At 70.5% G+C, this 18,914-nt stretch carries 14 protein-coding genes; 8 read left to right on the top strand and 6 right to left on the bottom strand.

Features of this window, described 5'->3' with window-relative positions:
- Positions 1–9: 9 nt before the first annotated feature.
- Positions 10–2,067 (bottom strand): Stk1 family PASTA domain-containing Ser/Thr kinase, encoded by a 2,058-nt coding sequence (pknB, locus tag ACX1DX_RS05690; RefSeq protein ID WP_459397916.1) that lies wholly within the window; start codon positions 2,065–2,067, stop codon positions 10–12.
- A gap of 146 nt (positions 2,068–2,213) precedes the next feature.
- On the opposite strand from pknB, the gene ACX1DX_RS05685 reads away from it, so the two are divergent.
- Entirely contained in the window at positions 2,214–2,891 is a 678-nt protein-coding gene (locus tag ACX1DX_RS05685; protein WP_459397915.1) for a thiamine phosphate synthase, read from the top strand.
- Here the strand turns inward: ACX1DX_RS05685 and ACX1DX_RS05680 are convergent.
- Entirely contained in the window at positions 2,867–5,242 is a 2,376-nt protein-coding gene (locus ACX1DX_RS05680; protein WP_459397914.1) for an HAD-IC family P-type ATPase, read from the bottom strand. The genes ACX1DX_RS05685 and ACX1DX_RS05680 overlap by 25 nt on opposite strands.
- Positions 5,232–6,323, bottom strand: a complete 1,092-nt coding sequence (locus ACX1DX_RS05675) for a polyprenyl synthetase family protein (protein WP_459397913.1) — start codon at positions 6,321–6,323, stop codon at positions 5,232–5,234. The genes ACX1DX_RS05680 and ACX1DX_RS05675 overlap by 11 nt, the downstream gene beginning before the upstream one ends.
- Positions 6,324–6,369: 46 nt before the next feature.
- Between ACX1DX_RS05675 and ACX1DX_RS05670 the strand changes: the two genes are divergently transcribed.
- A complete protein-coding gene (locus tag ACX1DX_RS05670) occupies positions 6,370–7,260 on the top strand; it encodes a methylenetetrahydrofolate reductase (RefSeq protein WP_459397912.1) in 891 nt (296 codons plus the stop codon).
- Positions 7,261–7,269: 9 nt separating this feature from the next.
- Here ACX1DX_RS05670 and ACX1DX_RS05665 read toward each other — a convergent pair whose 3' ends face one another.
- On the bottom strand, positions 7,270–9,471 hold the full coding sequence (locus ACX1DX_RS05665; protein ID WP_459397911.1) for a HelD family protein: 2,202 nt from the start codon (positions 9,469–9,471) through the stop codon (positions 7,270–7,272).
- A gap of 204 nt (positions 9,472–9,675) precedes the next feature.
- Between ACX1DX_RS05665 and ACX1DX_RS05660 the strand changes: the two genes are divergently transcribed.
- Together ACX1DX_RS05660 and ACX1DX_RS05655 are read left to right on the top strand one after the other, a co-directional pair.
- Positions 9,676–10,497 (top strand): DsbA family protein, encoded by an 822-nt coding sequence (locus ACX1DX_RS05660; protein WP_459397910.1) that lies wholly within the window; start codon positions 9,676–9,678, stop codon positions 10,495–10,497.
- Positions 10,494–11,300, top strand: coding sequence for a cytochrome c biogenesis CcdA family protein (locus tag ACX1DX_RS05655; RefSeq protein ID WP_459397909.1), 807 nt, complete (start codon positions 10,494–10,496; stop codon positions 11,298–11,300). Before ACX1DX_RS05660 ends, ACX1DX_RS05655 begins: the two co-directional genes overlap by 4 nt.
- On the opposite strand, the gene ACX1DX_RS05650 is transcribed toward ACX1DX_RS05655, so the two are convergent.
- Positions 11,297–12,223 carry a phytoene desaturase family protein gene (locus ACX1DX_RS05650; RefSeq protein ID WP_459397908.1) on the bottom strand — a complete coding sequence of 309 codons (927 nt, stop codon included), beginning with the start codon at positions 12,221–12,223 and terminating at the stop codon, positions 11,297–11,299. The genes ACX1DX_RS05655 and ACX1DX_RS05650 overlap by 4 nt on opposite strands.
- A gap of 288 nt (positions 12,224–12,511) precedes the next feature.
- On the opposite strand from ACX1DX_RS05650, the gene ACX1DX_RS05645 reads away from it, so the two are divergent.
- From ACX1DX_RS05645 to ACX1DX_RS05630, 4 genes are all read left to right on the top strand, one after another.
- Positions 12,512–12,817, top strand: a complete 306-nt coding sequence (locus tag ACX1DX_RS05645; RefSeq protein ID WP_076058270.1) for a DUF6504 family protein — start codon at positions 12,512–12,514, stop codon at positions 12,815–12,817.
- The gene (locus ACX1DX_RS05640) at positions 12,817–16,557 is read left to right on the top strand and encodes a DNA polymerase III subunit alpha (protein WP_459397907.1); all 3,741 of its coding nucleotides are present in this window, start codon (positions 12,817–12,819) and stop codon (positions 16,555–16,557) included. The genes ACX1DX_RS05645 and ACX1DX_RS05640 overlap by 1 nt, the downstream gene beginning before the upstream one ends.
- Before the next feature lie 5 nt (positions 16,558–16,562).
- Complete coding sequence (gene dinB / locus ACX1DX_RS05635) at positions 16,563–17,783, top strand: DNA polymerase IV (protein ID WP_459397906.1); 1,221 nt, start codon at positions 16,563–16,565, stop codon at positions 17,781–17,783.
- 94 nt (positions 17,784–17,877) lie between these two features.
- A complete protein-coding gene (locus ACX1DX_RS05630) occupies positions 17,878–18,459 on the top strand; it encodes a CueP family metal-binding protein (RefSeq protein WP_459397905.1) in 582 nt (193 codons plus the stop codon).
- Between the two features lie 3 nt (positions 18,460–18,462).
- Here ACX1DX_RS05630 and ACX1DX_RS05625 read toward each other — a convergent pair whose 3' ends face one another.
- Positions 18,463–18,855 carry an SCO2097 family morphological protein gene (locus tag ACX1DX_RS05625; protein WP_459397904.1) on the bottom strand — a complete coding sequence of 131 codons (393 nt, stop codon included), beginning with the start codon at positions 18,853–18,855 and terminating at the stop codon, positions 18,463–18,465.
- Positions 18,856–18,914 lie beyond the last annotated feature (59 nt).

Raw genomic sequence — 18,914 nt, 5'->3', positions numbered from 1 at the left:
CGATCGCGATCAGGCGACGTAGAGAGTGATCTTCGTCCCCACGGCGACCTCGGTACCCGCCGCCGGGTCTGTGCTGTTGGCGATGTCCAGCGGGATCGGGAAGTTCGAACTGCGCTCCACCTTGACCACCAGGTCGAGGTCCTCGAGCAGCTTGGTGGCCTCGTCGGTGCTCTTCATCCAGACGTCGGGAACCGTCACCATCACGGGGCCGAGGGACTTGACCAGGGTGACGGTGTCGCCGCGGTGGCCGCTCCCGTCGCGCGGGTCCTGTCTGATGACGCGGCCGGCCCCGACGTCCGCGGAGTTCTCCTCCTCGATCGCCACGGTGAAGCCGAGCTTCTCCAGTTCCTTCACGGCCTTGTCCGCGCTCCCGCCCACATGGTCCGGGATGCGGATGGGTTCGCGGCCCTTGGAGACGCTCAGGTCGACGGGGGTGTCCGGCTTCAGCTGGGCACCCTCCTCCTGCGAGGCGGTCAGCACGATGCCCTCGGCGACCGTCTCCGAGAACTGCTCTGTGACGGTGCCGACGGCGAGCCGCCCGGCGGTCAGCGCCTGGGATGCGGCCTCCAGCGGGATCCCGACCACCGCGGGCATGGGGTAGCGCTCCGGCCCCTTCGACAACACCAACGTGACGTCGGAGCCCCGGAAGAGGCGCTCGCCCGCTGTGGGGTCCGTGGTGATCACGACCCCCGCCGGTACGGTCTCCGAGTACTGCTCGGTGCGGTTGACCTTGAGGGCGTTGGCTGCTGCGGCCTCCCGCGCCTTGGTCTCGTTGAGCGTGCTCATCGCGGGCACGGTGGTGAAGCGCCCGTCGAGCCACCACCACGAGCCGACGCCCGCGGCGCCCGCCAGGAGGAGCACCACCAGGACGAGCGCGACGATGCGACGGCGCCGGTGGACCGGGTCGTCGGAGATGTGCAGGTGCGGGAACACGGGCGTGCGCTGACTGCGTGGCTGGGTGGTGGCGGCCACGGGCCGCGGCGACACGGGTTCGGCGACGGGGACGACCGGGGCGGTGCGTGGTTTCTTCTGCGCAGGGCGCCACTCGTCGCGGCGGAGCACGACGGTGGGGGGCGAGCCCGAGGACAGGGGGCGCGGCCGTTCGGAGGAACGTGTGCGCAGGTGTTCGGTCTCGTCCTCCGCAGGACTCTCGGGAAGCAGGGCAGCGGCGAGGGTGGGGTTGTCATGGCCGCCCGTGCGCGCGAGTTCGCGCCGCGCGCGGCGTACCGCGCTGAGCAGTTCCCGGCCGTCAGAGATGCGGGCACGAGGGTCGCGGCGGGTGGCGGCCAGGACGAGGGTGTCGAGGTAGTCCGGGATCTCCCAGTCGGCGCTGTGCCCGATCTCTGCGAGCCGCTCCGAGGGTCGCTCGATGTCGACGTTCACGTGGCGGTAGGCGATCTGGTAGTTGTTCTCGCCGGTGTGCGGCTTCTTCCCGGTGAGCAGCTCGAAGAGCACCACGCCGGCGGAGTACACGTCGCTGCGGCCGTCAGGGCGCGAGTGCGTCACGAGCTCCGGCGGGAGGTAGCTGGCGGTGCCGACGAGGATGCCCGTGGCGGTCATCTGGGGGGAGCCCACCTGACGCGCGAGCCCGAAATCTGCGACCTTGACCTGGCCGCGGCGGGTGATCATGACGTTCTCGGGTTTGATGTCGCGGTGCACCACGCCCGCCTCGTGGGCGGCGGCCAGCGCGGCCGCGACCTGCTCGAACAGCTCGAGCGCCCTGTCCGGCGGCATGGGGGAGTCGCGGCTGATCATCCGGCGCATCGTCTCGCCCTCGATGAACTCCATGACGATGTACGGCTTGCCCTGGGAGGAGCCCTGGTCGAAGATCGACACCACGCTCGGGTGGGAGAGGACGGCCGCGGACCTGGCCTCGCGGTCGAACTTGGCGGCGAACTCGTCGTCCTCGCCGAGGTCGCTGCGCATGACCTTGACCGCGACGACGCGCGACAGACGTCGATCACGCGCGCGATACACCGTGGCCATGCCACCGCGGGCGACTTTCGCCACGATTTCGTAGCGGCCGTCGAGCACTTGGCCGACCAACGGGTCGAAAGTGCTGTTCATGCCACTCCAAGCACGGTCGGGGAAGGAGGCCGTGGGCCCGTTTGCTCTCCTGATTGTAGGCTGCCCGGCCGAAGCCTCCGCCACCGGCGCGCGGGCACGTCGCCGAACTCCTTCCGGTGGCCTCCCCGACGAAGTAGATTGCCCCTGTGACTGCACCCTTGTCTCTTCACACCAGACTGCGCCTGGCCCGTCTCGCCCTGGTGGTCCCACCTGAGCGTTCCGGCCCGGAGGCCGCAGACTTCGCTGCCCACGGTGCAGACCTGCTGGTCCTGACCAGGGGCGAGCGCACGGTCGAGGAAGCGGCGGAGGGGATCCGGGTGGCGCGCAACCGGCTGTTCGGTTTGCAGACGCTCATCGCGGCGGACAATCTCGACGTCGCCGAGGCCAGCGGCGCTGACGTGGTCTTCCTCAAGCGCCCCGGGTGGCGTCCGTTCGGGATCAAGCGGCCCCATGAGTTCGCACTGCTCGGCCGCTCCATCGACGGTGCGGAGGACGCGGACAAGGTCGACGGGGATCCATGGAACTTCGCCTTCGTCGGCCCGGCCGTCGACGGCGAGGGGGCCGGCGCCGCCGTCGCGGACATGGCGGCGCAGTATCCGCCACTGGCGCTGCCCGCCGGCCCGGTGTGGTTCGCGGCCGGCGGCATCTCGTCGGGCAACGTCGACGCAGTGCTCGCCGCAGGCGCGCGCCGAGCCGTCGTCTCGACGGCCGTGTTCACGGCTGCAGACCCGTTCGTGGAGGCGCAGGCCATCGCGGACGCGTTGAAGGCCGCCTGGACGGCGGATCCCGGCGCCGCCGGTTACGGGAGCGCCGCCTTCGGCTGAGCCCAGACGTCGGCACGTTCCCGGCGGATGATCTTGGTGACCCACCAGGTGAGCTCCACCAGCGCCATCCCGATCAGCCCGGCGACGACGCCGAAGGTGATCTCGGCCGTGTTCGTGATGTCCAGCCCCAGCGCGCGGCGGGGGGAGGGCAGCGCGAACACCAGGAAGTAGAAGGCGTACGCGAACGCCACGAGGCCCACCCGCCACCAGTAGTAGGGACGCGCCACCACGGCCAGCACCCAGGTGGCCGTCAGGATGAGCGCGATGAGGGTCGCGGTGGAGGCCTGCTCCTGGTGCGGATCCGGCACCATGCCGAAGCCGCGGGCCGTGACGTAGGTGGCGATGGTCACGCCGGCCACGATGAGGCCACAGGGGATAGCCACGGAGAGGGTCCGCCAGACGAACCCGGGCCGCGCCCGCTCTCGGTTCGGCGCGAGGCTCAACAGGAAGGCCGGGATGCCGATCGTGAACCACCCCACCACCGTCATCTGGAGCGGCAGGAACGGGTTGGGAAGGCCCATCAGCCCGAGGACCAGGGCGAGCGCGATGGCGTAGACAGTCTTCGTGAGGAAGAGCTTGGCCACGCGTTCCACGTTGCCGATCACCCGGCGCCCCTCGGCGACGACGTGGGGGAGGGTGGCGAACTTGTCGTCGAGCAGCACGATCTGGGCGACGGCGCGGGTGGCCGGCGCGCCGGAGCCCATCGCCACGCCGAGATCTGCATCCTTGAGCGCCAGCACGTCGTTGACGCCGTCGCCCGTCATGGCGACGGTGTGGCCGCGGCCCTGCAGCGCACCCACCATCTGGCGCTTCTGCTCGGGCGTCACACGGCCGAACACATCGACGGCGTCGACGGCGTCGTCGAACTGCTCGCCCGCCCCGGGCAGCGTCCGGGCGTCGATGACGTCGCCGATGGCCACGCCCAGCGAGCGGGTGACGGCGGCCACCGACGCGGCGTTGTCGCCGGAGATGACCTTGAGCGCCACGCCCTGCTCCTGGAAGTAGGCGAGAGTCTCCGCCGCGTCCGGCCGGATGAGCTGGTCGAGCACCAGGAGCGCGACGGGGCTCGCCTCCCCGGGCGCCTGGGGCGAATCGACGCGCTGCTTCGCCCGGGCGAGCAGCAGGACCCGGCGGCCGGTGGCACCGATCTGCTCCGCGCGTCGGGCGAGTTCGTCATGGCCTGCCAGTACCTCCGGCGCGCCCAGCACCCAGTGCCCACGCTCGCCGGCGAAGCTGACGCCGGACCACTTCCTGGCGGAGGTGAACGGAGCCCGGGCCTCGACGGGCCAGGGATCGTCGGCGGCCGCGATCGCCGCGGCGATGGCCTGCACGGAGGCGTTCGGGGCGTCGTCGGCCGCCACCAGTTGCGACAGGACCACACGGGTGTGGCCCGGGTCGTCGGTGAGGTCCAGGAGTTCGCCCAGCGTCATGGCGTGCTGGGTGAGCGTGCCGGTCTTGTCGGCGCACACGACGTCGACCCGGGCCAGGCCCTCGATCGCGGGGAGTTCGTTGACCAGGCACTGGCGCCGGCCGAGCCTGATCACGCCCAGCGCGAAGGCCATCGAGGTGAGCAGCACGAGGCCCTCGGGCACCATCGGCACCAGCACGGCCACCATCCGCAGCACCGACTCCTGCCAGGTGGTGTCCGGCTGGTTGAACTGGACGAAGATGGACAGCGCGGCGACGGGGACCAACAGGTAGGTGACCCAGCGGAGGATCCGGTTGATGCCCTGGCGCAGCTCCGAGGAGACAAGGGTGAACTTGGCCGCCTGGGCGGTCAGTTGCGCCGCGTAGGCGTCGGCCCCCACCCTCTCCGCGCGGTACAGCCCGGTGCCGGAGATGACGTAGGCCCCAGAGAGCACCCCGTCGCCCGGCTGCTTGGCCACCGGGTCGGCCTCGCCGGTGAGCAGCGATTCGTCGACCTCCAGGTAGTCGGCCGCCACCACGGACCCGTCGACGACGATCTGTTCGCCGGGGCCCACCGCGATGAGGTCGTCGAGGACCACCTCGTCCCGGGTGACCCGCGTGCGTTCGCCGTCGCGCACGACGATGGGGTGGGCCTCGCCCACCACGGCCAGGTTGTCGAGCATGCGCTTGGCGCGTAGCTCCTGCACGATGCCCACGACGGAGTTGGCGATGATGAGCAGGCCGAACGCCCCCTGGAGAAGGTTGCCCGTGACGAGGACCAGACAGAACAGCACGAAAAGGATGGCGTTGACCCGGGTGAGCACGTTGGCGCGCACGATGCCTGCCGTGCTGCGCCCGGAGCGCGATGGCAGGTGGTTGACCCGGCCGGAGGAGACGCGTTCAGCGACCTGTGTGGAGGTGAGCCCGGAGAGCTCAGTGGGCACGTCTGACGCTCCGCTCGGCAAGCCCCGCCAGAGCGGTGCGGCCGTCCGCGGTCATCTGGGTGTCGTCGAGGACGGCCAGGGCGTGGCGCATGTTCTCCTCGATCACGGCCTCCACGTGGGCCAGGGCACCCGAGGCTTCGATCAGCTCTGCGGCCCGGTCGACGTCCGTGTCCGTGAGGCCCTCGGCGCCCAGCAGCCCGCCCAGTTCGCGGGCCTCGTCGGGTGAGGCGTGGGACAGCGCCGTGAGCACCAGGACCGTGCGCTTGCCCTCGTGGATGTCGCCTCCGTAGGGCTTGCCCGTGACCTCCGGCCTGCCGTAGACGCCGAGCACGTCGTCGCGCAGTTGGAAGGCGCGGCCGATCACGGAACCGAACTCCGCCAGGGCGCCCTGGAGCTGGGCGTCGGCGCCACCGAGCGCAGCGCCGATCTGGGAGGGGCGCCGGATGGAGTAGCTGGCCGTCTTGTATTCGAGCACGCGGCGGGCCACGTCGAGTTCGTCGGCCACCGACGTGGCGCCGGTGACGCGGTACTGGGCGCTCACGTCGAGGAACTGCCCGGCGGTTACCTCGGCCCGCATGGCGCTGAGGAGCGGCCGGGCGCGATCGAGGCCCGGGGCACCGGAGCCGTCCGCGAGCTCGATGCTCCACATGAGGAGGAGGTCGCCCAGCAGGATGGCTGACGACACCCCGAAGTCGGTGGCCGACCCCCGGCCGCCGCGCGCCGCGTGCAGCGACTCGAACTGCTTGTGGGCGGACGGGAGGCCGCGACGGGTGTCGGCGGCGTCGATGAGGTCGTCGTGCACCAGCGCCGACACGTGGAGCAGGTCCAGCGAGCTCGCGACGTCGAGGAGTGACCGGGCCTGCGTCGGCTGCCCGGCGGCGGCCACGTAGCTCCAGTAGCAGTAGGCGGGACGCAGCCGCTTGCCACCGGCGGTTGCGGCACGGGCGACGGGGAGCAGATCCGAGGAGCCGATGGTGTCCAGCAACTCCTCCTGCCCGTCGAGGAACCGGTCGATGGTTTCGCCGATGGCGGACAGCAGCGGCGCGCTCAGCGGGGAGCTCGGATCAAACGGGGTGCTCACGTGGGCAGCTTAGTCGAGGCGTTGCGGCGTTCCCTATGGTGGGTACATGCCGTCGACGATCTCACGGCCCACGACGGTGGGGGAGCTGCTCTCCGCCGCACAGGGTCCCCTTTTCTCCTTCGAGTTCTACCCTCCCCGCTCCGAGGAGGAGGAGCCCGTCCTGTGGCGCGCCGTCGAGGCCCTGACGCCACTGGAGCCTGATTTCGTGTCGGTCACGTACGGAGCCACGGGCTCGCGTCGCGACCGCACCATCCACGCCACCCGCCGCATCGCCACGGAGAACGGCCCGCTGACCGTGGGGCACCTGACCTGCGTGGACCAGTCGAAGGCCGACATCGCCGAGGCGCTGGCCGCCTACCGCGACGTGGGCGTCACCAACATCCTGGCCATCCGCGGCGACATGCCGGGCGGCGGCGAGTGGGTGCGGCACGCAGACGGCCTGGCCAACGCCACCGAACTGGTGCGCTTCATCAAGGAACAGGGCGATTTCTGCGTGGGCGTCGCGGCCTTCGCGAACCCCCACGAGACCACCGACGACCCCGAACTCGACGACCGCATCCTGCTGGCCAAGGTGGAGGCGGGGGCGGAGTTCGCTATCACCCAGCTGTTCTTCGACGCGCAGAGCTACATCGACCTGGTGCGCCGGGTGCGGGCGCTGGGCTGCAGCATCCCGATCATCCCGGGCATCATGCCGCTGACCGTGATCTCCCAGATCGAGCGTTTCGCCGGCCTGTCGGGCCGCGCGCTGCCGGACAAGTTCGTCGCAGCACTCCGCTCGGCCGCCTCCAAGGAGGAGGTGCGCGAGATCGGGATGGCCACGTGCCTCGAGTTGTGCCGCACGCTGCTGGACGCCGGCGCGCCCGGACTGCAGTTCTTCACGCAGAACCGCAGCAAGGCCACGCGCGAGATCCTGGCCGAGCTGAAGCACCTCTCCTGAGCTGGAGACCTAGTCCAGCAGCGCCCGCCACTGGGAAGTGTCGACGTCGAGGGTGATCATCTTCTGCGTCGCCCTGGTCAGCGCCACGTAGAGGACGCGGGCGCCGCCCGGTGACTCCGCGATGATCTCGTCCGGCGAGACCACCAGCACTCCGTCGTATTCGAGGCCCTTGGCCTGGAGCGCCGTCACCACGATGAGGCGGTCCTCGAACGCCGCGAGGCGGGGATCCTGGAACACGCCCAGCTGCACGGCACGCAACCGCGACGGGGGGACGATCACGCCGATGGTTCCGTTGACCTTCGCCGCGACCGACAGGAGGTGCTCGCGCAGCGCCCGTGGCAGGGCCTCCGTGGTGGTCGCCTCGACGCTGGGCTCCACGCCGGTGGAGCGCACCGCCTTGGGCAGGTCCGCGTCCGGGAAGACCTTCGTGATGACCTTGGCGGCGAACTCGAACACCTCGCTGGGGGAGCGGTAGTTCGTCGAGAGCGTGAAGGTGCGGCTGGCCGCCCGCCCCACGACCTCGTTGAGGGCCCGGCTGGTCTCCTCCTGGTTGGGGTAGGAGCTCTGGGCGGGGTCGCCGACGATGGTCCACGACGACTGGGGCCCCCGTCTGCGCAGCATCCGCCACTGCATGGGCGTCACGTCCTGGCCTTCGTCGACGAGGATGTGGGCGTAGGTGCTGTGCGGGTCCTCATCCGGATCCACGTGCCTCTCGTGCCGCAACAGGTCCGCCGTCGTGAGCACCTCGGCGACAGCGCCGCCCTCGAGGAAGACGTCGGGTTCCTTGTCGACGTCCTCGGGCGGCACGCCCAGGATGTGGATCAGCTCGTCCAGCAGTGCGATGTCGGCCACGGACCAACCGCGCACGATTTCGTCGCCCTCGTCAGCGGCCTCGAGCCAACGATAGGAGGAGACGAGGCAGGCGCGCTGGTCCTCGTCGAGCTCGCCAGCGGCGACCTCTGCCACGACGGCGGGGTCGGCCAGTCGGGCCAGTACCCGCGTCGCGCTGAGCAGTGGCCACCACCGGGGCATGAAGGCGTGGAGGCTGGGGTGTTCGCGCACCTGTGCCTCCAGTTCCTGTGGCTCGATCTCCACATCGCCCGGGAACTTGCGGATGAGTGCCGCCGCGACCAGGTCGGTCGCCATGCGGCGGCCCTTGTTGAGCTTGACGCTGGAGAGCACCTGTTCGCGGATCCGGTGCAGTTCCCTCGCGCCCAGCCCGAGCACTTCACCCTTGACCGTGACCCGCACGGAGTCCACGTCGTGTTCCGGCAGCGGGGCGCGCACGAGGTGCTTGAGGACCTTCTGCATCGCGAGCGACCCCTTGATGGTGGCGGCTGCCGCCTGGTCGACGCGTTCCGTGCTGAAGCCCAACACGTCGGAGGCCACCGAACCGATGGCCTTCAGCGTCACGGAGTCCTCACCGAGGCTGGGCAGCACCCGCTCGATGTAGTTCATGAAGACGCTTGAGGGGCCGACGACGAGCACGCCGCCCTTCTCGAGCCGCGCCCGGTTGGTGTAGAGGAGGTAGGCGGCGCGGTGCAGTGCGACCACGGTCTTGCCGGTGCCGGGGCCGCCGGCGATGATCGTGACCCCCTGGTACGGCGCGCGGATCGCCTCGTCCTGTTCGGCCTGGATGGTGGCCACGATGTCGCGCATGGTGCGGCCCCGGGCCCGGCTGAGGGCCGCCATCAGAGCGCCTTCACCGAGGATGGGCAGGTCGGTCTCGGCAGACGAATCCAGCAGGTCGTCCTCGAGGCCGACCACCTTGTCGTCGCGGCAGCGCAGCACGCGCCGGCGGATGACCTTCATGGGTTCCGCCGGCGTGGCGCGGTAGAACGGTTCGGCCGCGGGCGCGCGCCAGTCGATCACCAGCGGTTCGTAGTCCTCGTCGCGCACGCCGATGCGACCGATGTAGCGGACCTCGTCGGTGGTGAGGTCGATGCGTCCGAAGACGAGGCCTTCGTGTTCCGCGTCCAGGATCGCCAGCCGCTTGGCGGCCTGGTAGGCGAACGCGTCGCGCTCGAACAACGCCGTGCCGTCCTCCTCGCGGAGGAAATCGGTGCGGTCGGAGAGGAAGATCTCCCTGCCCTGCTGGGCCAGGTTCTTGGCGCTCGCCGTCGCGGTGGTCAGATTGGCGTAGACCCTGTCGACGTGAGCCTGTTCCAGGGCGATTTCGCGTTCCAGGTCAGCGCGCGATGTGGTGGTCAAATCAGACCTTCCTCCGTGAAAGACAGACAGTCAACCCTACTACCCCCGCATGAACGCCGCCTGAACCGTCCGGACAGCGGCGGGCCGCCCGCCTGGCCGACCCTGGATTGGAGGCCTTCCCGGGGATGGGGCAGAGTGGGGGCGAACACAGTGACGCCAGAGTGATTTGAGTGAACCATGAACAGCCCCCGGCAGACCGGACGCATGACCATGACGAAGGACAAGTGGATCGTGCTGAGCCTGTTCCTGGTGCTGGTGGTCGCGCTGATCGCGTTCTCGCAGACCCGGCCGCTCGAGCAGAGTGCGGCTCCCGCGGTGGTCCCCGGCGCTGAGGCGCCGGCGGCCGGCACTCCCACCACGGAGGCTCCGGTGGCCGAACTGCCGGCCACGGAGGCACCCGAGGATCCGGCCGCCGCCCCGCCGCCGGAGGAGGGCACCGACGCCGGTGCCGACCAGGCGGGCTACGAGCAGTGGGTGCGCGATGAGTTCCCCCGCCGCCTGGAGGGTGACCCCATGGCGATGGGCGCACTGGACGCCCCCGTCGTGTTGACCGAGTGGGCCGATTACCGCTGCCCGTTCTGCTCCGTCTTCGCCGAGGAGACGCTGCCCCTGCTGCAGAAGTACATCGACGACGGCACGCTCCGCATCGAGTTCCGCGACCTGGCGCTGTTCGGTGACGAGTCGGTCAAGGCCGCCACCGCAGCGCGCGCCGCCGGCCTGCAGGGGAAGTACTTCGAGTTCCAGCACGCCATCTTCTCCGCCACTCCGAACGAGGGGCACCCCGACATCCCCGACGAGCTGGTGCTGGGCATCGTCGCCGATCTGGGCCTCGACGCGGCCCAGTTCGAGGCCGACTGGGCGCAGCCCGCACTGCGCCAGGCCGTGCTCACGGATTCGCAGGAGGCGCAGGGCATGGGTGTGTCGGCCACGCCGGCCTTCGTCGTCGGCACCCAGTTCTTCACCGGCGCGCAGCCGATCGCCGAATTCGAGCGCGTCATCGAGGCCGAGGCCGCCAAGCTCGGATGACGATCGGCTATGCGGGGGCGTTCCTCGGCGGCATCGCGGCGATCCTCAGCCCCTGCGCGGCGTTGGTGCTGCCCGCCTTCTTCGCCTATGCCTTCGGGGATCAGCGGGCCCGGCTCATCGGGCGCACCGCGCTGTTCTACGTGGGCCTGCTGCTGACGCTCGTCCCGCTGGGGCTGGCTGCCGGGGCGCTGGGCGGCCTTCTCACCAGGCACCGCGACACCCTCGCACTCGTCGGTGGCATCGTGCTCATCCTCTTCGGCCTCATCATGGCGCTGGGCATCCGGCTGCCGATCCCCGGGCTCGCGCAGCGTGGCGACCCCAAGGGCCCCATCGGGGCGGTGCTGCTCGGTATGACCTATGGCCTGGCCGGCGCCTGCACCGGGCCGCTGCTGGGCGCGGTGCTCACCGTCGCGGCGGTGGGCGGCAACGCCGTGCGGGGCGGCCTGCTGCTCGCGCTGTTCGGCGCGGGGATGGTGGTGCCGCTGGTGATCCTGGCGCTGCTGTGGGACCGGCTGCGGCTGGGGGAGCGGCTCAGGCCCCGCCCGGTCAGGGTCGGCCCGTTCACCACCTCTGCGCTGGGTCTCGTTTCCGGCCTGCTGTTCATCGGCGTCGGGGTGCTGTTCATCACCACGGACGCGACCGCGGGCATCGGCGGCATCCTCGACGCGACGCAGCAGTTCCACCTCGAGTCCTGGCTGCGCGAGGTGGGTCTCCGGGTCCCCGACCTCGCCGTCGTCGGGGCCGTGGTGGTGGTGGCGGGTCTGCTGCTGTGGGGTTGGCTGCGCCGGCCGACGCGGCCCTAGCCCCGGCGCCCCAGCCGGGGCGGCGTGAACGCCTTGTTGGTCGGGCGCGCGTCCTCGCCGGTGAGCCGCTCATGCAGCGCGTAGCCGGCCAGGGCTGCGCTCGCCAACTGCCCCCAGGGGCCCGCACCTGCGGGTGAGGTGGCGGAGGCGCGAAGTTGCCGGCCGTCGTCGATCGGGGTGCCGAGAGTTGCTCGGCGCTGCCACCAATGAGGCCTCAGCACGTGGGGCCGGCAGTCGATGTCGGCCGGCCCGTCGTGCGAGTCGACGGTGCGTACCCCCCGTTCGGCCACCCGCTGGCGCAGCAGGTCGACGAGGCGCTCGGCGGGCTGCGGGGCCCCGGCGTCGTCGGTGACCTGCCAGCGGCCGAACATCCGTTCCAGCAGCAGCGGGAGCGCGGCCGTGCCCGGCTTCTCCAGGCCCAGGGAGAGCACCACCTCTGACAGCGGCGTCCGGAGCCTGTCGGCCAGGTCGACCACGTTGCGGTCGAGCCACAGCGAGGCCCGTTGTTGCTTCGTGCGCACCGGTTCCGTGCCCTCCAGGGCGTGCCGGCGGAAGGCCTCCCACACCGGCAGCAGGTCGTCGAGCAGGTCGCGCCAGCGCGCCGCCTCCTCCGGGTCGAAAGCGGCGGCCAAGGCGTGGTACTGCGCACCCCGCTCCGCCGGGAGGTCGAGCGTGGTGCCGTCGCTGAGGTGGTAGCGGCGCGCTGGCGCCTCCGTGAGGGCCAGCCCCGCGCCGTTGAGCGCGGTGACCAGGTGGGCGCCGGATTTCTTGAACAGGTCGCGCCAGGTTGCGGGCAGCACGATGGTCTGCGGCAGCGGGTCGACGGTGTGCCCGGCCGCCTCCAGGGTCACCTCATGCCCGAGCCTGGCCAGCCGCGCGGCGGCAGCCAGGCCGGCCAGTGTGGCGCCTCTGACGATGAGCATAGGAATGATCGTAGGGCCTCGCGCCCGGGCTGTCGGCGCCCCTCCGGCCGGGCGTCGGGGCACCTGCGCACGGATCGCCGGCGCCCCTTTTCTTTTGTCGGACGGGCGATCTATAGTGAAGATCACCGCACGCTTGTTCGATTAGTTCGGGGAAGCTCTGGTCCGTATCAAGCGTGAGGTGAGGGGCCACCCCGGCCCGGCGCGGCTTCGACCCCTGCGCCGGGCCGGGGTTCCCGGGTCGAAAAACATCATGTGTTCTATTCGAACTTTCCCCGGGAGGTGGCCCCCATGCGCAGGTACGACGACCCCATTTTCGTGTTGTTCAGAGAAGAGCCCAGACAGTTCATCTGGCGCGACAGGCTGCTGCTGGTCAAAGAGGTGCAGGCCCGGTGGAGCCGCGCCACGCCGTGGTGGGCGGGGCAGCAGGCCCGCGCCGCCCGCGGCGAGAGCGTCGACCAGCCGGCGGGGTCGGATCTCCTCGGAGAGCTGGAGGTCTGGCGCGTCGAGGCGGGCAACGGCCGCCACCGGGGCGTCTACGAACTGGCCCGCACCGTCGGCGCGGAGAACTGGGTGCTCCAGGCGGTGCTCGACTGATGTTCCCCCACCTCAGGGTGGCCTCCGGCTACTCCTTCCAGTACGGCGCCTCCCACCCCAGCGCGCTGGTGGCGGAGGCCGTCGCCCACGGCATGGACGCGCTCGCCATCACAGACCGCGGGGGCCTCTACGGTGCCGTCCGCTTCGCCAAGGCGTGCCTGTCCGCGGGCATCGCGCCCATCGTCGGCGTTGATCTCGCGGTGCGGCCCGACGGCTGGCTGGCCCGCCGCAGGCCCACTGCGGCGCGGGGTGGCCAGTTGCGCGACGCGCGGCTCCCGCGCGCCGTCGTGCTGGCCACCTCCCGCTCGGGGTGGGGCACGCTGTGCCAGCTCATCACCGCGGCCCAGCAGGCCGGGGAACGGGCAGACCCGGTGGTGACCCGCGAGATCATCGCGCAGCACTGCGCCGGCCACGACGTGGTGGTGATCCTGGGTGCGGATTCGCAGCCGGGTGAGCTGCTCGTCGCCGGCCGGCCCACCGAGGCCGCCGACGAGGTGCGGAAGTGGCGCACGGAGCTGGGGGAGGGGCTGTTCCTCGCCGCCACCAACCACCAGACCGGGGGCCGCGGAGTCGCCTCGGCGCACCAGGCCGCCGGCCTCATCAGGCTGGGGGACGGCCTGGGCATCCCCGTGGTGCTGACCAACATGGTGCGGATGGCCCGACGTGAGCAGGCCGCCACCGTCGATGTGCTCGACGCGGCACGCCGCCTCGTCCCCCTGGACGTGCGCAACATCGACCGCCGCAACGCGGAGGGTCACCTCAAGGGCACCGACGCCATGACGCTGGCCGCGGGGGAGGCCGCGCTGCTGGCCGGGCGGCCTGATGCGTCGGCGTTGTTGGCCGCCACCCGCGGCCTGGCGGAGCGGTGCATGCTGGACCCCATCGGCGACATCGGTCTGGGTGAGATCCGGTTGCCGGAGTTCGAGACCCTCGGCACCACCGCGGAGGAGGCGGCCGGCGTGTTGCGCGCCCGCTGCGAGGCCGGCCTCACCGAGCGCTACGGCACGCTGGACAGGCAGGCCCTGGAACGCCTCGACGACGAACTCACCGTCATCGGCAAGCTGGGGTTCGAGTCGTACTTCCTCACCGTGGCAGACGTGGTGGGCCTCATCCGGGACCTGGGTATCCGCTGCGCCGCGCGCGGGTCCGGAGCGGGGAGCCTCGTCAACTACGCGTTGGGCGTCTCCGGGGTGGACCCCATCAAGTACGGGCTCATCATGGAGCGGTTCCTGTCGCCGCTGCGCGTGGCGCTGCCCGACATCGACCTCGACGTCGAATCGGCGCGCCGCACGGAGGTCTACGACAAGATCCTGGCCACCTTCGGCGAGCAGCGAGTGGCGTGCGTGGCGATGATCGAGACCTACCGCGTGCGCCACGCCGTGCGCGATGTCGGCGCGGCGCTCAGCCTCCCGCCGGTGGAGATCGACGCCATGGCGAAGGCCTTCCCGCACATCCGTGCCCGCGACGCCCGCGCGGCGCTGCGTGACCTCCCGGAACTCCGGGCCGCGGGGCTGGGGGAGGAGCGTCTCGACATGCTGTTCTCCCTGGTCGAATCGCTCGACGGGCTGCCCCGACACATCGCGCTGCACCCCTGCGGCGTGATCCTCAGCGACTCCTCGCTCGGCCAGCGCACCCCGCTGGAGCGCAGCTTCGGTGGCTACCCCATGAGCCAGTTCGACAAGGACGATGTCGAAGACCTCGGCCTGCTCAAGCTCGACGTGCTCGGCATCCGCATGCAGTCGGCCATGGCCCACGCGCTCACGGAGATCAGCCGCACCGCAGGCCCGGCGCCGGATATCGACGCGCTCGCCCCGTTCGATGACGGCGAGGTGTACGACATGATCGCCCACCGCGCCACGCTGGGTTGCTTCCAGATCGAGTCGCCCGGCCAGCGGGAACTGGTGGGCAAGTTCGGGCCGGAGACGTTCCACGACATCATCGTCGACATCTCCCTGTTCCGGCCCGGCCCCGTGAAGTCGGACATGGTCACCCCGTTCCTCGAGGCCCGGCAGGGCTGGACGGAACCGGAGTACCTCCACCCCAGCCTCATTCCCGCCCTCGAGCAGACCTTCGGGGTGGTGGTCTTCCACGAACAGATCATTCAGATCATCTCCATCGTCACCGGCTGCTCGCTGGCCCAGGGCGACGAGGTGCGCCGCGCGCTGGGAGATCGTGAGGGCCAGGCGAAGGTCAAGGAGTGGTTCGTGCCGAAGGCGCTGGCCAACGGCTACCCGGAGCCGATGTGTGAGGAGATCTGGGCCATCCTCGAGGCGTTCGCCTCGTTCGGGTTCTGCAAGGCGCACGCGGCTGCCTTCGCGCTGCCCACGTACCAGTCGGCGTGGTTGAAGCGGCATTATCCCGCGCACTTCCTGGCCGGCATCCTCACGCATGATCCGGGGATGTACCCCAAGCGGTTGCTGCTGGAGGAGGCACGCCGGATGAACATCGCCGTGCTGGGCCTCGACGTCAACCGCAGCGTGCAGGACTACCGGGCGGAACCGCTCGACGACGTGGCCGGAGCCGATGAGACGGTGCGGCTGCCGGAGAACCTGGCGATGGAGCATCCCTCAGCACCGGCGCTCAGTGGCTACGAACGCCCAGGCCCAGATACGGACGGCCTGCCCCGGGTGGAGGGCTGGGGGATCAGGCTGTCGCTGTCTGATGTGAAGGGCATCGCGGAGGAGGAGATGCGCCAGATCGTGGCCGCCCGGCCCTACACGTCGCTGACGGATTTCTGGTCCCGCGCGAACGTCTCGGAGCCCGTCGTGGAGCGGCTCATCCTTGCCGGCGCATTCGACCGTCTCTACGGCATCGGACGGCGCGCCCCCGTCCAGCGGCGCACCCAGGTGACCCGGCGTGACCTCCTGTTGGCGCTGGCAGACCTGCACCGCGAACGCCGCGCCGACAGCCGGGTGGGGGCGCTGCAGGGCGCGTTCAGCTTCGGCGACGAGGAGGCCGAACCCACCACTGACGTGGTGCCCACAGGCCTGGCGGAGATGGACGACGAGCAGCGGCTCAAGGCCGAACTCGAGATCCTCGGGCTGGACGCCAGCCACCACATCATGGAGCGCTACCTTCCGTTGCTGCGCGCCATCGGCGCGGCCAGTTCCCGCACGCTGCTGCAGCGCCGCAACCGCGACGAGGTGCTCGTCGCCGGGGTGAAGGTGGCCACCCAGACCCCTCCGGTGCGCTCCGGCCGGCGGGTGATCTTCCTCACCCTCGACGACTCCACCGGCCCGGTGGACACCACCTTCTTCGAGGACGTCCAGGGCCCGTACGCGGCCACGGTGTTCGCGTCGTGGATCCTCTTGGTGCGGGGGCTCATCCGGCGCACCGGCACCCGCGGCCTCTCCATCCGCGCCACCGGCGCCTGGGATCTGGGCACCCTGGACGCGGCCTGGCGCGCTGCGCTGGACCAGGGGGCGACGGAAGCTGAGGCCATCGCCGCGGTGACGGCCATCCTCGACGAGGTACCCCAGGGCTACTCGTTGGTGGGGGAGTGGAAGCCTGCTGAGAAACCCCAAGCCGCGCCAGAGCCCCCGCTCCCGGCCGACGGCGAGGAACCGCCGCCGGATCCGCAGAACCACACCCGTGCCGGCGGGATGGGTCGGAGACGGGTGCTGGTGCATGCCAGCGGGTTCAAGCAGTCCCCCTACTCAGACATCAAACCGGCGGGCACCGGTGCCGCGGATGCCCCGCGCAAACTGTGGCACTCCAGCCCCGGAAGCTCAGGAAGGTGATCCCCATGTCTACCGCCCGCAGCCAAGCCTCCACGGGCGGCCTCCCGCAGGTCGTCGTGCACGTGGACATGGACGCGTTCTACGCCTCGGTCGAGATGGCGCGCCACCCCGAGCTGCGCGACGTGCCCATGTTCGTCGGTGGCTCCACCCGGGGAGTGGTGTTGTCGGCCAACTACCCGGCACGCCGCTACGGCATCAGCGCAGGCATGCCGTCGAGCAGGGCCCGGCGCTTGTGCCCCCAGGTGGCCGTCGTGCACCCTGACCATGACCACTACGGCGCGGTCTCCACGGGCATCGGGGAGATCTTCGACACGTTCACGGACAAGGTGGAGATGGCCTCCATCGACGAGGCGTTCATGGACCTCACCACCGCCATGCGCCGCCTCGGCGAGGACCCGGTCGCCGTCGGGGAACAGTTGCGTGCGCAGGTGATGGACGAGCAGGGGGTGGCGTGCTCCGTCGGCATCGGCCCCAACAAGTTCATCGCCAAACTCGCCTCGAAGCAGGCCAAGCCGGACGGGTTGCGTCTGGTGCGGGCCCAGGACGTGATCGCGTTCCTGCACCCGCTGCCTGTCGACGCCATCTGGGGAGTGGGTGAGGTCACCGCCGGCAAACTGCGCAAGCTGGGGCTGGAGACCGTACGGGACCTGGCGAACACACCCCGGGCCACCCTGCAGCGCGCCATGGGCGACAACCTCGGTGCCATGCTGTTCGATCTCTCCTGGGGCCGCGACGAGCGCTCGGTGCTGGCACGTCAGCCTGCGGAGCACAGCGTCGGCTCGCAGGAGACGTTCGCCCGAGACACCGACGACGCCGCCATCGTCGCCACGGAGATCCTGCGGATGGCGGAGCGTACCGCCGCCCGCATGCGGGCGCAGGAGATGGTGAGCCGCACGGTGACGTTGTCGGTCCGGTTCGCAGACTTCACCACCATCACCCGTACCGGCACGCTCAAGGCGTTCACAGACCGCACCAACGACGTCTACGCGGAGGCCATGCGGCTCTACGGCAAACTCAACCTGCAGCGCGCCCGTATCCGGCGGGTGGGCGTGCGGATGGAGAAACTCGTGCCGAAGGCCACCACCTACGAGCAGCCCGCCCTCGACGAGCCGGCGCACGGCTGGAGCGAGGCGGAACAGGCGGTGGACAGGGCGGTGCTGCGCTTCGGCCCGAAGGCGGTGCAGCGGGCCAGACTCACCCGACGGCCCGCGCTCCACGCCTCGTGATCCCAAGCCACCCGCGGCAATCCCCACCCCCCGGGCAATCCCGGTACCCCACCCCGGTATCGTGGGCACCACCAACCAGATGTGAGGACCCTCAGTGAAGAAGACCCTGATCGCCGTGGCCGCAGCCGCGTTGCTGCCCGTCGTCGCGGCCTGCTCCGGCGCCCCGGCGCCTGTCGGAACCCCAACCACGTCGGCGTCCGCCGAGTCGGACTTCCTTGCGGAGCACAACCTCGACGGCAGGTCGGTACGCGAGATCGTCACCAGCCTCGATGCCACCAACGACGACAGGGAGGCCGGCCCCTACGGCTCCGTCCGCCCGGGAGAGCTCGTTCTGAGTGATGACACCGGCGCCGAGGTCACGCTGCCCGTCGACGAGGGCTTCTATCTCTCCGTGGCGCCCTACCTGACTCAGACCCACGAGTGCTACAACCACAACCTCGCCTCATGTCAGGGTGAACTGGCCGGTCAGGAGATCGAGGTGTCCATCGTCACGGCAGAGGGTGAGGAACTCGTCGATGAGACGGTCACCACCTATGACAACGGGTTCGCCGGTTTCTGGCTGCCCGCAGGCATCCGGGCCACCATCACGGTGGGCCATGACGGGAAGTCCGCCACGCAGGAGATCTCCACCGGCGTCGAAGACCCCACCTGCATCACCACGATGCAGCTGGTCTGAGCCTCAGAGGTCGCCCTGCTGACGTCGACGCCAGCGCTCCTCGAGCTTGTCCATGAAGTCCTGGCTTGATCCCGCGCCGGGGGAGGTGCGGGGGCCGCCTGAACCGGGCCGGCTGGGCTGCGCGTCGTCAGACACGCGCCGCCAGGAACTGATTCCCACGAGGGCGCCGCCGAGCATCAACAGGAAGCCGCCGATGCTGACGGCGGGATGCACCTGCACGCCCACGAGCAGCACCACGACGCCCACGATGAACACCAGCCCTGCGATGGCCGCACGACGACGGTGCAGCTTGACCTGCGTGGTACCGCTGAGTGCGTCGGCCAGCTTCGGGTCCTCGGCCTTCAACGACGCCTCAAGCTGCTCCAGCAGCCTCTGTTCCTGTTCAGACAGCGCCATGGCCTTCTCCCTTACTACCGGTGGCGACCATTCTATGCCGGGGAATCGTCAACCCCAAG

This window comes from Tessaracoccus zhenghani (genome assembly GCF_054552775.1).
This window is presented reverse-complemented; position numbering and strand designations above follow the sequence as displayed.

Coding starts and splice junctions, on each gene's coding strand:
- pknB (WP_459397916.1), bottom strand. CDS start 2,067: ATGAACAGCACTTTCGACCCGTTGGTCGGCCAAGTGCTCGACGGCCGC.
- ACX1DX_RS05670 (WP_459397912.1), top strand. CDS start 6,370: ATGCCGTCGACGATCTCACGGCCCACGACGGTGGGGGAGCTGCTCTCC.
- ACX1DX_RS05660 (WP_459397910.1), top strand. CDS start 9,676: ATGACCATGACGAAGGACAAGTGGATCGTGCTGAGCCTGTTCCTGGTG.
- ACX1DX_RS05655 (WP_459397909.1), top strand. CDS start 10,494: ATGACGATCGGCTATGCGGGGGCGTTCCTCGGCGGCATCGCGGCGATC.
- ACX1DX_RS05650 (WP_459397908.1), bottom strand. CDS start 12,223: ATGCTCATCGTCAGAGGCGCCACACTGGCCGGCCTGGCTGCCGCCGCG.
- ACX1DX_RS05645 (WP_076058270.1), top strand. CDS start 12,512: ATGCGCAGGTACGACGACCCCATTTTCGTGTTGTTCAGAGAAGAGCCC.
- ACX1DX_RS05640 (WP_459397907.1), top strand. CDS start 12,817: ATGTTCCCCCACCTCAGGGTGGCCTCCGGCTACTCCTTCCAGTACGGC.
- dinB (WP_459397906.1), top strand. CDS start 16,563: ATGTCTACCGCCCGCAGCCAAGCCTCCACGGGCGGCCTCCCGCAGGTC.
- ACX1DX_RS05625 (WP_459397904.1), bottom strand. CDS start 18,855: ATGGCGCTGTCTGAACAGGAACAGAGGCTGCTGGAGCAGCTTGAGGCG.